The 14200-nt window shown below is 30.1% G+C and carries 11 protein-coding genes; 10 read left to right on the top strand and 1 reads right to left on the bottom strand.

What is annotated here, in order from left to right:
• Positions 1-35: 35 nt before the first annotated feature.
• Entirely contained in the window at positions 36-1904 is a 1869-nt protein-coding gene (locus tag ACZ2G2_RS01040; RefSeq protein ID WP_101202980.1) for an ABC-F family ATP-binding cassette domain-containing protein, read from the bottom strand.
• Positions 1905-2110: 206 nt separating this feature from the next.
• Between ACZ2G2_RS01040 and ACZ2G2_RS01035 the strand changes: the two genes are divergently transcribed.
• The 10 genes from ACZ2G2_RS01035 (at position 2111) to ACZ2G2_RS00990 (ending at position 14199) form a co-directional block, all read left to right on the top strand.
• Positions 2111-2908 carry a polysaccharide biosynthesis/export family protein gene (locus ACZ2G2_RS01035; RefSeq protein WP_470393512.1) on the top strand — a complete coding sequence of 266 codons (798 nt, stop codon included), beginning with the start codon at positions 2111-2113 and terminating at the stop codon, positions 2906-2908.
• Between the two features lie 2 nt (positions 2909-2910).
• Entirely contained in the window at positions 2911-5361 is a 2451-nt protein-coding gene (locus tag ACZ2G2_RS01030) for an exopolysaccharide transport family protein (protein ID WP_470393511.1), read from the top strand.
• Positions 5362-5679: 318 nt separating this feature from the next.
• On the top strand, positions 5680-6558 hold the full coding sequence (locus tag ACZ2G2_RS01025; protein WP_470393510.1) for an ABC transporter permease: 879 nt from the start codon (positions 5680-5682) through the stop codon (positions 6556-6558).
• 18 nt (positions 6559-6576) lie between these two features.
• Complete coding sequence (wecB, locus tag ACZ2G2_RS01020; protein WP_470393509.1) at positions 6577-7692, top strand: non-hydrolyzing UDP-N-acetylglucosamine 2-epimerase; 1116 nt, start codon at positions 6577-6579, stop codon at positions 7690-7692.
• Positions 7686-8990, top strand: a complete 1305-nt coding sequence (locus ACZ2G2_RS01015; RefSeq protein ID WP_470393507.1) for an ABC transporter ATP-binding protein — start codon at positions 7686-7688, stop codon at positions 8988-8990. The genes wecB and ACZ2G2_RS01015 overlap by 7 nt, the downstream gene beginning before the upstream one ends.
• Positions 8991-9070: 80 nt before the next feature.
• A complete protein-coding gene (locus tag ACZ2G2_RS01010; RefSeq protein ID WP_470393505.1) occupies positions 9071-10252 on the top strand; it encodes a glycosyltransferase in 1182 nt (393 codons plus the stop codon).
• Between the two features lie 4 nt (positions 10253-10256).
• Complete coding sequence (locus ACZ2G2_RS01005) at positions 10257-11180, top strand: glycosyltransferase (RefSeq protein WP_470393503.1); 924 nt, start codon at positions 10257-10259, stop codon at positions 11178-11180.
• A complete protein-coding gene (locus ACZ2G2_RS01000) occupies positions 11177-12016 on the top strand; it encodes a glycosyltransferase family 2 protein (protein WP_470393501.1) in 840 nt (279 codons plus the stop codon). The genes ACZ2G2_RS01005 and ACZ2G2_RS01000 overlap by 4 nt, the downstream gene beginning before the upstream one ends.
• A 4-nt stretch (positions 12017-12020) precedes the next feature.
• Complete coding sequence (locus ACZ2G2_RS00995) at positions 12021-12935, top strand: glycosyltransferase family 2 protein (protein ID WP_470393499.1); 915 nt, start codon at positions 12021-12023, stop codon at positions 12933-12935.
• Positions 12936-12948: 13 nt separating this feature from the next.
• Positions 12949-14199 (top strand): glycosyltransferase family protein, encoded by a 1251-nt coding sequence (locus tag ACZ2G2_RS00990; protein WP_470393498.1) that lies wholly within the window; start codon positions 12949-12951, stop codon positions 14197-14199.
• Position 14200 lies beyond the last annotated feature (1 nt).

Below are 14200 nucleotides of genomic sequence, written 5' to 3'. Positions count from 1 at the left end.
AAGAGGAGAGTTGTTTTGTATCGTATATGGATAATTTATCCTTCCATTTTCTCGGTTAATTCTAACCAACGCATTTCTTTTTCTTCGATGCTATCAATAATACCTTGAATTTTATTTGAGAATTCTGTAATTTGATCTTGACTTAAATCTGGATCTAGAAATTTTTGTTCCATTTCCTTTTTGTCAAATTCTAACGATTTTATTTTACTTTCTAGGTTTTTGTATTCCTTTTGTTCGTTGTAAGATAAAGTGACTTTGTTATTCTCTTTTTTCCAGTTTTTCTTTTCTTTTTTATCGTCTGAATTTCCTGCTATTTCTGGCGCTTTACTGTCTTCGTAAGTACGGTAATCCGAATAGTTTCCTGGAAAATCTTCGACTTTACCTTCTCCTTTAAATACTAATAAATGGTCTACAATCTTGTCCATAAAATAACGGTCATGCGATACCACTATCAAACATCCCGGGAAATCTAATAGAAAAGATTCTAGTACGTTTAAGGTTACAATATCCAGATCGTTTGTAGGTTCATCAAGAATTAAAAAGTTAGGGTTTTGTATTAAAATTGTACATAAGTACAGACGTTTACGTTCTCCACCACTCAGTTTTTCAACAAAATCATATTGCTTTTTTCTGTCAAATAAAAAGCGTTCTAATAATTGTTGTGCACTAATTTGACGTCCTTTTTTTAATGGGATATAATCCCCAAAATCTCTAACAACATCAATAACCTTTTGATCAGGTTTAGGTGTAATACCAGCTTGTGTGTAGTACCCAAACTTAACGGTTTCTCCAGTTAGTATTTTACCACTATCTGGCTGTGTTGTATTGGTTAGCATGTTTAGAAAAGTAGACTTTCCTGTTCCGTTTTTACCAATGATTCCGACACGTTCTCCACGCTGAAAATTATAATCAAACTTGTCTAAAATAATTTTGTCTTTAAACGATTTAGATAGTTTAACTAACTCGACAATTTTGCTTCCTAAACGTTCCATGTTAAGCTCAAGCTCAATTACATGGTCATTTCTTCGTTGGGAGGCTTTATGTTTTATTTCGGTAAAATCGTCTATTCTAGATTTAGATTTAGTGGTACGTGCTTTAGGTTGACGACGCATCCAAACCAATTCTTTCTTAAATAATTGTTTTGCTTTTCCGGTCTCTACTTGTTCTCTAGCAATACGCTCTTCCTTTTTTTCAAGATAATAAGTGTAGTTTCCTTTGTAGTTATATAATTGACCGTGGTCTAATTCTATAATTTCGTTACACACACGTTCTAAGAAAAAACGGTCGTGGGTAACCATAAATAAAGTAATGTTTTCTTTAGCAAAAAAGGCTTCTAGCCATTCGATCATTTCTAAATCTAAATGGTTGGTAGGCTCATCTAAAATTAATAGATCCGGCTTATTAATTAACGCATTGGCTAAACTTAGACGTTTTTTTTGTCCACCAGATAGCACGCTAATTTTTTGCGTTAAATCATCTAATTTTAATTTAGACAATATTTGCTTGTATTGTGTTTCAAAATCCCATGCATTATGTCTATCCATTTGCTCAAACGCTTTTTGGTAGGCATCTTCATCTTCAGGATTTAATAACGCTTTTTCGTAGTTTTTTATAATATCTAACACAGGGTTGTCTGCGTTAAAAATAGATTCCTCAATAGTTAACGTATCGTCTAACTTAGGATCTTGAGGTAAAAAAGCCACCTTGATATCTTTTCGGTAAATAATCTTACCAGTATCTGGTACATCAAAACCAGCTAGCATATTAAGTATCGATGTTTTTCCGGTTCCATTTTTTGCGACAAATGCAATCTTTTGGTCTTTATGGACGCTAAAAGATAGGCCTTCAAATAATGTTAATTCGCCATAAGATTTAGCGATATTTTCTACAGTTAGATAATTCAATGGGTGTTTTTTTTACAAAGATGGTTATTATAAGTGAAATGTAGAAAGTGAAAAGTAAAAAGTTGTTATTTAGAGGTCTAAAAGTGAAAGCCATTACCTTAAAACAGCTATTTTGATTGACATCTTGGTTTAAATACCAAATGCACGGTAAAAGTTTTGTTTTTCACGACGAAAGGTTATATTTGTGACTAAACAAACGCCTCAATATGAAGCAAATTATAGTGTGTATTGTCGTAGTACTTGGTCTTTTAAGTACCTCTTGTATTACTCAAAAAGATGTTGTTTATCTTCAGGATAAAGGCACCGTTATAAACGACTCTCTTCAAATTCAAGCTTTAGCAACACCGTATCGTGTGCAGGTTAATGATTTATTAAGCGTAAACGTTAAAGCCGAAAAAAAGGAAATTAACGAGCTTGTGCAAATTTTTAATCCAACCACTAGTGCTGTTGGTGACACAGATCAGTCTTTATACTATAATGGGTTTACTGTAGATTTACATGGTAATATAGAGTTTCCTATTTTAGGAGAAATCAATGTGTTAGGATTTACTACGGACGAAGTAGAGGTAAAAGTAAAAGACGTTATTCTTCAAAAATATTTAAAAGAGACCGCTAAGATTTTTGTCACTGTAAAATTATCAGGATTAAAGTACACCACATTAGGAGAAATTGGTAGTAAAGGTATTAAAGTACTGTATCAAGACCGTGTTAATATTTTAGAGGCTATTGCTAACGCAGGAGATATATTGGATACAGGAGACCGTAAAGATGTATTAATTGTTAGACAATATCCTAATGGTCAAAAAATACATCATATTGATTTGACAGATATTTCAGCAATGCAATCTGAGTTTTATTATATCCAGCCTAACGATTTAATTATGGTTAAACCATTAAAACGTAAATCTATAGGTGCTGGGCAAACTGCGACACAAACACTAACCACTATTGCTAGTATTTTTTCAGTACTGGTTAGTACTTACTTTTTAGCACGTAATCTATAATTATGGAAGAACAATTGGAAGGTAACGGTGTTCAGGTTTTTGATTTTAAAGCATTTGTTTTTAGAACCATAAGTTATTGGAAATGGTTTGTTTTGGCTCTAATTGTAGGGTTTTATGTTGTGTATCAACAAAATATAAGACGCGAGTTTCCGTATACATTAGATGCTTCTTTGACGGTTCAAGATGATAAAAACCCATTATTCACCTCTAATACTAGTTTAGTATTTAATTATGGTGGTATTTCAGGAAAAGTGCAAGAGGTATTACTTAATTTAAAATCCAGAAAACACCACGAAAAAGTAGTTGATAGTCTAGACCTGTATTTATCTTATCTTAAACAAGGGCGCTTTTATAAAACGGACATTTACGGAAGTAACCCATTTAAATTTGTTGGATTGGACAGTGCCTACCAAGTCATTGGGCAACCTATTAAAATTGTGTTTATAGATCAGACGTCTTTTGAGTTGTCTTATGATTTTGGAGAAGCACAAAGCGTAACTGCACAAAATTTTCAAGACAAAACATTTAAGACTATACCATTAGGTAATCCAACCTTTTCTAAAACCTATGCATTTGACCAATATATAGATTTACCTTTCTTTAAAGGGAGTGTGGTTAAAAAAGAAAATGCGTCAGTTAGTAAAGGGCAAGAATTTTTTATACAGTATACTAATTTTAATGCGACTGTATCTTCGTTTGTAAATAATTATGCAGTTACAAATCAGCAAAATTCTCCGTTATTAGTTACACGATTAACCAATAAAAACAAAGCTAAAATTGTAGACTATATAAATACCTCTGTGTTTATATTGGAGCGTGATCAGTTACAACGTAAAAATCAATATGCTATTAATACGGTTGCTTTTATTGACAAGCAATTAGCGCGTGTTAAAGGACAACTTAATAGAAAAGCAGATTCGTTAAACGATTTTAAGCGTAGTAATAAGATTTTTAATCTTGAAAACGAAAGTGAACTACTATCTGGTAAAATTGAAGAGTATAATGGACAGAAAGAAATTTTAAGTCAAAAACTAATGTCTTATGATTTGCTTAAAAATTATGTAACCACAAGTCAAGATTTTACTAGCTTTCCTGCACCAGCATTACAAGGTATTGATGATCCTAACATACAATCTAGTATCTCAAAAATTGTTAGTTTATCCATTCAAAAATCTACATTAGAATCTTCGGTACGTGATAACGTGTCTGTGTTTGGAGATTTAAATAATCAAATTGCATCACTTAAAAGTGTGATGTTAGAAAATATTGCTTCGGTAAAAACCAATATTGGGTACCAATTACAATCTATTAATTCTAGGATTTATAGCACGGAGAGTAAGTTTTCAACATTACCAGAAAATCAGCAAAAGTTAGAATCTATAGAACGCGAATACCTGTTAAGTCAAAGCACCTATAATTTGTATTTAGCAAAACGTGGGGAGGCAGATTTAATCAAGGCCTCTAATATTTCGGATATTATTTTAATAGAGCCAGCTAAAGATATTGGTCAAGGTCGTAATGCGGTTAACCTTAATATTAGGTACATATTTGCAGTATTGGCAGCGTTACTACCTATTTTATTTATCGCGTTTATTATTACTTTTTTTGATAATAAAATACATGCTCCTAAAGATTTAGAGAAGCTTGCCAGAATACCAGTATTGGGTGTTGTTGGTAAAAATGATTCTGTTAATAATTTAGCAGTATTCAACAAACCTAAATCAGCAGTAGCAGAAGCCTTTAGAGCTGTACGTTCTAGTCTGCAGTTTATTTATAAAAAGCATGATTTAGAAGGCACTAAAACGGTAATGGTAACCTCTTCAGTCAGTGGAGAAGGTAAAACCTTTTGTTCTATTAATATTGCATCTGTTTTCGCTTTAAGCGGAAAGAAAACCGTGTTGGTAGGATTAGATTTGCGTAAACCTAAAATATTTGGCGACTTTGAGATTAACAACCAGATTGGAGCAGTTAACTATTTGATAGGTCAAAAACCGTTGGATGACATTATTCAAAAAACCAAAGTAGACCATTTAGATGTGATTACGTCAGGTCCAATTCCGCCAAATCCTTCAGAGTTATTAATTGGCGAACAAATGGATCGTTTTATAGCAGAGCTAAAAGCTAGGTACGATTATATTGTGTTGGATACACCACCTGTAGGGTTAGTGGCTGATGCTTTAGAGTTGATTGAGTATGCAGATGCCTCTTTATATGTGGTAAGACAAGACTATACAAAAAAGGAAATGCTATCCTTAATTAATAGTAAGCATAATAAAGGCGAAGTTAAAAACATCAGTTTCCTATATAATTTTTACGATCAAAAAGGAAAGTATGGGTATGGTTACGGATATGGCTACGGTTATGGCTATGGCGCTTATGGTAATGGATATCATGAAGATAATGAAAAGCCAAAGTCATTGTTTGCACGTGTTAAAGGTATTTTTATAAAGTAATTACGGGTGTAACAGTGTTTATCAAATCACCTGCTAGCTGTTATATTTTTTTTAGTTTTCACAGAAATTAAGCATAATGGCTAATAGTTTGGCTTAAATGATTTAAAATGAAATATTTGCATGGTGTTTTTTTAAATACAATTGTGTTTATGAAGCTTTAGGTTATGCTAAACACAGTAGTTTTAATAATTTACCTCAAGATGGAACTAAGCTGAGAGCGTCTTAAAATTATTTTTATCCACAAAACGCTTCTTTTATGCGACAAAATACCAAAAAAATCGTTTATTTGTATTTTAACAGAAATTAACACTAGATTATTTGGACACCAAAGTAGACCCTCAAGACTGGTTGTATACCATTTCTCCTAAAAGGAAGCTGATAGATCTTAATTTTAAAGAAATTTGGCGCTATCGCGACTTGTTATTTCTATTTGTAAAGCGTGATATTATTACGGTTTACAAGCAAACCATATTAGGCCCTTTATGGTTTTTTATCCAACCCTTATTTACCTCTGTAATATTTACGCTAATCTTTAATAATTTAGCTTCAATTCCTACAGGTAATGGCGTGCCTCCATTTTTGTTTAATCTAGCAGGTATTACTTCTTGGAACTATTTTAGTACTTGTTTAACTGGTACAAGTAATACGTTTAAAGCTAATCAAGGCATTTTTGGTAAAGTATATTTCCCTAGAGTTATTACGCCTTTATCAGTTGTGTTTTCAAACCTATTAAAATTCGGAATTCAATTACTGGTATTTGTACTATTTTACATCTACTATGTCTTTTTTACGGATCAAGTCGTATTAGTCAGACCACAATTAGCAATGGTATTATTACCTTGTTTAGTTCTTTTTATGGGATTATTTGGATTGGGATTTGGAATGTTGCTATCATCATTAACTACAAAATATCGCGATTTAACGTTTTTAGTAAGCTTTGGAGTGCAATTATTAATGTACGGATCAGCAGTAATGTATCCATTGTCTTATTTTAAAGCGCGTGTTCCCGAATATGCTTGGCTTGTAGAGTATAATCCAATGACCACAATTATAGAATTATTTAGGTATATGACTTTAGGAATTGGACAATTTTCTTGGGCTAATTTTATATATGCAGGTGTTATCAGTGTGGTAATTTTCTTGATAGGCCTGATTATTTTTAATAAAACAGAAAAGACTTTTATAGATACGGTTTAGACTAACCATTTTAAAAATATGAACGAGAATAAAAATGTTTTAATTTGTATAGGAACTAGACCTGAAGCTATAAAAATGGCTCCAGTATATTTTCAGTTTTTGAAGTCAGATTATAATACTAAGCTTTGTGTAACTGCACAGCACAGAGGTCTTTTAGATCAGGTATTAGATTTTTTTAAAATGAAACCAGATTTTGATTTAGATTTAATGACGCCTAATCAAACGCTAAATAAATTAAGTTCAAGAATTCTAGAAGGTATTGATAAAATATTTACAGAAAACAAAATAGATCTTGTTTTAGTACATGGCGACACTACAACCTCTAGTGTTATTGCTTTAGCAGCATTTAATCGAAAAATTAAAGTTGCACATGTAGAAGCAGGATTAAGAACTTATAATAAGCAATCTCCATTTCCAGAAGAAATGAATAGACAACTAACAGGTAGGTTGGCAGATTTTCATTTTGCTCCAGGAGAAACTGCAAGTTTGAATCTTAAAAAGGAGGGAGTAGCATCAAATAATATTTTAGTTACTGGAAATACTGTTATAGATGCCTTGAAAACCACAAGTGCTATTTTAGATCAAGGTTTTAATAATACTGTTATTCAAAATTTAAAAGAAAAAGTAAATTTTAATAAAAAAATAATCCTTGTTACAGGACATAGAAGAGAAAATTTTGGTGAAGGTTTTGAGTCTATTTGTAATGCTTTAGTCAGAATAGCAAAAGAAAATGATGTGGAACTTATTTTTCCTGTGCATCTCAATCCAAACGTTCAAGAAGTGGTTTATAAACGGCTTTCTAATTTACCAAATGTGCATTTAATAGCGCCTTTAGATTATCCAACGTTTATTTGGATTATGAAGAAATCTCACCTTATTATTTCAGATTCTGGAGGCGTGCAAGAAGAAGCGCCAACTTTTGGAGTACCAGTTTTAGTGACAAGAACCGTTACAGAACGTCAAGAAGGTGTTACAGCAGGTTGTTCTTTTTTAGTAGGGACCAATGAGGTTTTAATAGTTGAGAAAACAAATGAGCTTTTGTCTAAGTCTAAAGCTAATAAAAGCATAAATCCATATGGAGAAGGTGATGCTTCAAGAAAGATTGTTGATTTTTTTAAGAGTAGAACATGGTAGATAGTCAAGATATAATTTTAAAGGCCCAAAACATCTCTAAGCAATACCGTTTAGGGCTTGTTGGAACAGGTACTATAAGTCATGATTTAAATCGTTGGTGGAATCGTATTAGAGGTAAAGAAGATCCGTATTTAAAAGTAGGCGAAAGTAATGATCGTAGCACTAAAGGTTCTAGTGAATATGTATGGGCGCTTAAGGATATTAATTTTGAAGTTAAACGTGGTGAAGTTTTAGGTATTATAGGTAAAAATGGAGCAGGAAAGTCAACGCTTTTAAAAATACTATCTAAAGTAACAGGTCCAACTACGGGAGAAATAAAAACAAGAGGACGTATAGCGTCGTTACTTGAAGTTGGTACAGGGTTTCATGGCGAGATGACTGGACGAGAAAATATTTTCCTTAATGGTGCTATTTTAGGAATGACCAAAAAGGAAATTACAGCTAAAATAGATGAGATCATTGATTTTTCGGGGTGTCAACGGTATATAGATACACCTGTAAAACGTTATAGTTCTGGGATGACCGTGCGTTTAGCATTTGCTGTAGCAGCCTTTTTAGAACCAGAAATTTTGGTGATAGATGAGGTTTTGGCAGTCGGAGATGCTGAGTTTCAGAAAAAAGCTATTGGTAAAATGCAGGATATCTCAAGAGGAGAAGGTCGGACGGTTTTATTTGTTAGTCATGATATGGCAGCAATACAAAATTTATGTACTGAATTATTAGTGTTGGAAAATGGTAAGACTATTTTTCAAGGTAAGGTAGTTGAAGGTATAGATTTGTATTTAAAACGTAATAAAATTGTAGATAATAATAGTTTACTGACTATTAAAAACCGCAAAGGAGATAAAACATCTTTATTTAAAAGTGTTTCTTTTACTAGCGAGTATAAAGGCAAAATTTATTCAAATACTGATAAAATTTATTCAGGAAGTAAAGTTTATATAGATGTAGAGTTGAAAAATAATATAAAAACAAAAAGAGAAATTTATGTAGCTATGGACTTTACAGATTCAAGAAACATACCTGTAATGAATGTTAGTAATGAATTTACAAAAAACAAACTCTATGCTGTTGGTGATTTTTCTGTTGTAAGGTTTGAAATTCCAAATTTTAATTTAAGAGCTATGGAATATTCTATATCATTATGGGGAGGAGAAATTGGAACTGCTGGTTTTGATTCTTTAGAGAATGAAGTGAAATTTGAAGTGATTGAAACTGATTTTTACGGAACTGGATATGTGCCTAGAGCTAACCAACATGGTTATTTTTTATTACATAATAGTTCTATGAATATTTAGAATTATTATAAAATAGTTATTTAATTATCCAAAAAACCTAGAATAATATTCTATAAATAAATTAGAGTTTTACTGAAATTATGAAGTTAAAAAAAAACATTTTAATCATCTGTTGGTCAATAGATATAGAAAAAGGTATCGGTACTTTTTTTTGGGAACAAGCAGGCTTATTAGTCGATGATTATAATGTAAAATTATGTGTATTCAAAAGGAATGTAATTGGAAGAAAAAAATATTATTTTGGAAAAAGTGACATAACTTATAAAAAAGAATTTACACCTAATAATATAGAATTAGTTACTTTTCAATATCCATATGTCGAAAAACTTTCAAAATCTAAAAACCTAGAAATTTATGATGATTATGTAATACGTTCGTTTGATGAGTATTATAATAATATAGACTTAATTCATGCGCAATGTGTCTTTAATGCTGGTATTGAAGCCTTGTTTCTATATAATAAATTTAAAATACCCTATTTAGTTACAGAGCATAATCAATTTAGTTTAAGACATAAAAGTATAGAGCAACAACAATTAATTAGTGAAGTTCTAGAGAGTAGTAAAGATATTTTAGTTGTTAGTGATGATAAATCTAGACAATTTATTGCTAATGGTTTTTTTTATAATTACAAGAATGTTGGTAATTTAGTTAATTCAAAGTTTTTTAACAGAGAAGGAAGTGTAAATATAAATGAGGTTTTTAAGTTAATTACCGTTGGTGCATATCATCCAATAAAAAATCAAAATTTTATTTTAAAAGCTTTGAGTATAGTGGATCAGAAAATATTAAAGCCCATTACATTTAATTGGATCGGTTTTTCTGGATGGGGATTGGATAAAAAAAAGGAAGTAGAAAATTTAATTATAAGTTATAATTTAAAAAATATAGATATTGAATTAGAACCTTCATTAAGTAGAGAAGAAGTTGCAAACAGATTAAAGCAATCGAATCTTTTTTTATTTAGTAGTTTAAGTGAAGGTATGCCTGTTTCTGTGTTAGAAGCATTAGCATGTGGAGTGCCCGTTTGCTCAACAAATTGCGGAGGAGTTGATGAAGTTATTGATAGTAGTAACGGATTAATAGTTAAAATAAAGGATTATCAATCTATGGCCAATTATATTATGAAGTTAATTAATAGAGAAATAGAAATTGATAGGAACAAAATTTCCGCAGAATTATTAAGTAGGTTTGGAGAAAAACCTTTCAAAAATAGAATATCACACATTTATAATAATTTGTTAGAAACAAAATTTAAGTAATTTAATGAGAGTTACGGTCTGCATGATTAACTATAATCAAGAAAATTTTATTAAAGAAGCTATTGAAAGTGTCTTAGTGCAAGAATGTGACTTTACTTTTGAATTATTAATTTCGGATGATTGTTCTACTGATAAATCAAAGAGCATTATAAAAAGTATTATCAAAAATCATCCTAAAGGAAATATTATAAATTTAATTGAAAGAGAAAAAAACTTAGGTATGACTACTAATTTTTTTGAATCTTTAAAACTTTGTAAAGGGGAATATATTGCACTTTGTGATAGTGATGATTTTTGGAGTGATAGATTTAAACTTCAAAAACAAATAAATTTTTTAAATAGTAATAAAAATTTTGTTATTAGTTTCCATGACGTCACTTTATTTGATGAAAATAGCCAAAAAATTAAACAACAATATATTTTAGATGTAGCTAAAAGAGATTATAATAGTCAAGAATTAATCTGTGGTGCTTTTTTAATGCCTGTAACGATGTGTTTTAGGAATGTTATAACAGAAATACCTTACGAAGCTTACAGAGTAACTAATTGGGATGTATTTTTAATTAGTTTATTGGGTGCATTTGGGGAAGCAAAATTTATGATTGATATTTTGCCTTCAGGATATAGATTACATCATAATAATATTAGTGGCACGCTTACTGAAATAAAGAAAGATTACCAACGGGAAGTGGTTTTTTATCAATTATTTAGATATCATTCTAGAAAAAAGAATAAAAAAGAATCAGAAATTTTTTACATAAAATACAGGCAGTCTGTTTTAAGAATTATAAAAAATAAAATAGAGAATACTTTTTATCTAGAGTCAACAAAGTTATACTTGGAGTTTTTGAGAAAAAGTATAGGGAATGGTTTTTGGAGAGGAGCCGCTTATCAAACAATGGATATTTTTAAATTTATAAAAAAATGATATTAGATAACAAACCTTTAATATCATTTGTAATACCTTGTTATAATGATTCCGAATATATAGAACAAGCAGTCGACTCTGCATTGAATCAAACTTACTCCAATATAGAAGTTATTGTTGTAGATGATGGGTCTAATAAAGAGACAAAATCAATATTAAAATCAATAGAACCTAAAATTACAATATTAATAACGCAAGAAAATAAAGGACAAAGTGCAGCCAGAAATGTTGGAATTAATAAGTCTAAAGGAGAATTTATTGTTGTATTAGATAGTGATGATTATTTTGAGCCAACGTTTTGCGAAATAGCAATTAATATAATAATTAGTAATAAGGACATTAAATTATTGACTTGTTTTGTTAATATATTAAAAATTGATGGTAGTATTTCTTTTTTTAAACCAAGAGGAGGAAGTGTTGCAAATTTCTTAACTACTAATAGTGCGTTAGGCTCTCTTATGTTTAGAAAAGTAGATTGGAACACGTCTAAAGGCTACGATGAGTCTATGCGAAGTGGTTTTGAGGATTGGGATTTTTATCTTAGACTCCTAAAAAAAGGAGGCGAAACTTATGTCATAGAAGAACGCTTATTTAACTATAGAAGGCGAGTAAAATCTACAACAACTAAAGCTAATAAAGTAAAATATGATTTAACGAAGTTTATTCAGTTGAAAAATAAAGATGTTATTGTAGAGCATATAGAAACATATATAGATGAGGTTTACATGAAAATAGAATTAGAGGAGAAGAGCAAGATAAAACAACAAAATAAAATAGATTTTAAGCTAGGTAAAGCTATATTAAGACCTTTGAGATTTTTTAAATCATTTTTTTAATATCATGCAGCCAACAGTCACTATCATAATAGCAACTTACAATAGAGCACATTTTATTTTAGAGATGCTTAATACTATAAGTAAACAAACCTTTGAGTCTTGGGAATGTATTATTATAGATGATGGAGGAACAGATAATACTGAAACAGTTATTTCTAATTTACTTAAAGAGGATAGCCGATTTAAATATTATAAGAGAGCAAATAAGTACAAAAAAGGATTGTGTGGTAGTCGTAATTACGGATTAGATATAGCTAAAGGGGATTTTATTATTTTTTTTGATGATGATGATTTGGTTCATCCTAAAAATATTGAAATAGCTCATCAGGTTATTATTAATAATGACATAGATTTTTGTCATTATCAAAAGCAGTCTTTTGTATCAGAAATACCAAAGGTTATAGATTTAGAAGTTGAGGTTAAATTTAATATAAGTGTAACTAATATTGAAGATGTAGTTACAGGTGAAATAGGTTTAGCTTCCTGCACGGTTTTGTGGAAAAAAGAATGTTTCAAAACTATTCGTTTTAACGAGGACTTACAGTATGCAGAAGAATGGGAGTGTTATTTAAAAATTATTAGCTTAGGTTTTAATGGTATTATTATTAACAATGTTTTATATTATAATAGAAAGCATGTCAATTCTAATACAGGTGAATTTTGGAATAATAATCCTAAAAGAATAGAGTCGAAAAAAGAAGCTATTTATTTGGTAATTAATAATTTAGAGGCAAAACGATTACTATCTAATAATATAAAGATCTTCTTACTAAATACATCAATAGGATTTAGAGATGCAAATTATTTTATAAAAATAGTTTCTATAATTAATATATCTTCTAAAAAATTGGTTTTTATGATGATTAAGTATTATTTGTTTCCTTTTTGGCAGTTTAAGGAAAGATTAAAGAAAATGTAAAAACAAAAGTTTAATGGTATTTAAAAAGAAAATTTTAATAATTGCAGAATCTATAGATGTTAATACAACCAGTGGAGCAAAGGTTAATGTTGGATTAATAAATGCTTTAGTCAAATGTAAACACGAAGTAACCGTACTTCATTATACGCGAAACAAAATTGAAATTCCTTTAGTTAAATGCATAGCTATAAGAGAGATTAAATTAAGTAAAAATTATATATTAAGTAGAACTCAACGTGTTTTTCAAAGAGTAACAAAAATAAATGTCTCTAAAAAATTAGAAAATATTTTTGGACATTCATATACGTTTATTAATGATGCTAATAGTATTAAAAAGTTTATAAATAGATACTATAATAATCATGATTTAATAATTACACTTAGTCAGGGAGCTAGCTTTAGACCGCATCGTGCGATGCTAAATTTACCAAAACTGCATAGTAAATGGATGGCTTATGTTCATGATCCTTATCCATTTCATTATTACCCTAAGCCTTATGAATGGGTTGAGGCAGGATATAAACAAAAAGAGGATTTTTTTAGAAAAGTTTCTGAAAGTGCTAAATATTCGGGGTTTCCAAGTTTGTTATTAAAAGAATGGATGGGCCAGTTTTTTCCTAATTTTTTAAATACGGGAGTAGTTATCCCACACCAATATATAAATTATATATCTACAAAAAATAAGTTTCCTAAATATTTTTCTGAAAATAAATTCACACTTTTACACTCAGGTAATTTAATGATGCCTCGTAATCCAGTAGGCTTAATCGAGGGATTTAAATTATTCCTTGAAAAGAATCCGAATGCTAAAGCAGATGTGCAATTATTAATGTTAGGAAACGCTAGTTATTTTGAAGAAATATTGAGTGATTATATGCAAAGTATTGATGCGTTATATGTTAGTGATGGATACGTGCCTTTTGATGAGGTTTATAAATTGCAACAGAACGTATCGGTTAATATTATTTTAGAAGCCAAATCCGATATTAGCCCATTTCTGCCGGGCAAATTTCCACATTGTGTAAAAGCTAACAAACCTATTCTATATTTAGGACCTGGAAAAAGCGAAACTCTGAGGTTATTAGGTTCTGATTATAAATACGCAGCAGAAATTGATAAACAATATGTTATTGCAAATCATATTGAAGAATTATATTATAATTGGAAAAACAAAAAAGCTGAACAGTTTTTGGATAGACCAGATTTAGATAAGTATTTGTCTTACGTGTATTTAGACGAAGTAATTAATAATTTGGAAAAATAAA

The organism is Olleya sp. KKT75, from assembly GCF_055635485.1.
The sequence above is the reverse complement of the archived record's forward strand: the minus strand, read 5'-3'. Positions and strand labels throughout refer to the sequence as shown.

Coding starts and splice junctions, on each gene's coding strand:
- ACZ2G2_RS01035 (WP_470393512.1), top strand. CDS start 2,111: ATGAAGCAAATTATAGTGTGTATTGTCGTAGTACTTGGTCTTTTAAGT.
- ACZ2G2_RS01030 (WP_470393511.1), top strand. CDS start 2,911: ATGGAAGAACAATTGGAAGGTAACGGTGTTCAGGTTTTTGATTTTAAA.
- wecB (WP_470393509.1), top strand. CDS start 6,577: ATGAACGAGAATAAAAATGTTTTAATTTGTATAGGAACTAGACCTGAA.
- ACZ2G2_RS01015 (WP_470393507.1), top strand. CDS start 7,686: ATGGTAGATAGTCAAGATATAATTTTAAAGGCCCAAAACATCTCTAAG.
- ACZ2G2_RS01010 (WP_470393505.1), top strand. CDS start 9,071: ATGAAGTTAAAAAAAAACATTTTAATCATCTGTTGGTCAATAGATATA.
- ACZ2G2_RS01005 (WP_470393503.1), top strand. CDS start 10,257: ATGAGAGTTACGGTCTGCATGATTAACTATAATCAAGAAAATTTTATT.
- ACZ2G2_RS01000 (WP_470393501.1), top strand. CDS start 11,177: ATGATATTAGATAACAAACCTTTAATATCATTTGTAATACCTTGTTAT.
- ACZ2G2_RS00995 (WP_470393499.1), top strand. CDS start 12,021: ATGCAGCCAACAGTCACTATCATAATAGCAACTTACAATAGAGCACAT.
- ACZ2G2_RS00990 (WP_470393498.1), top strand. CDS start 12,949: ATGGTATTTAAAAAGAAAATTTTAATAATTGCAGAATCTATAGATGTT.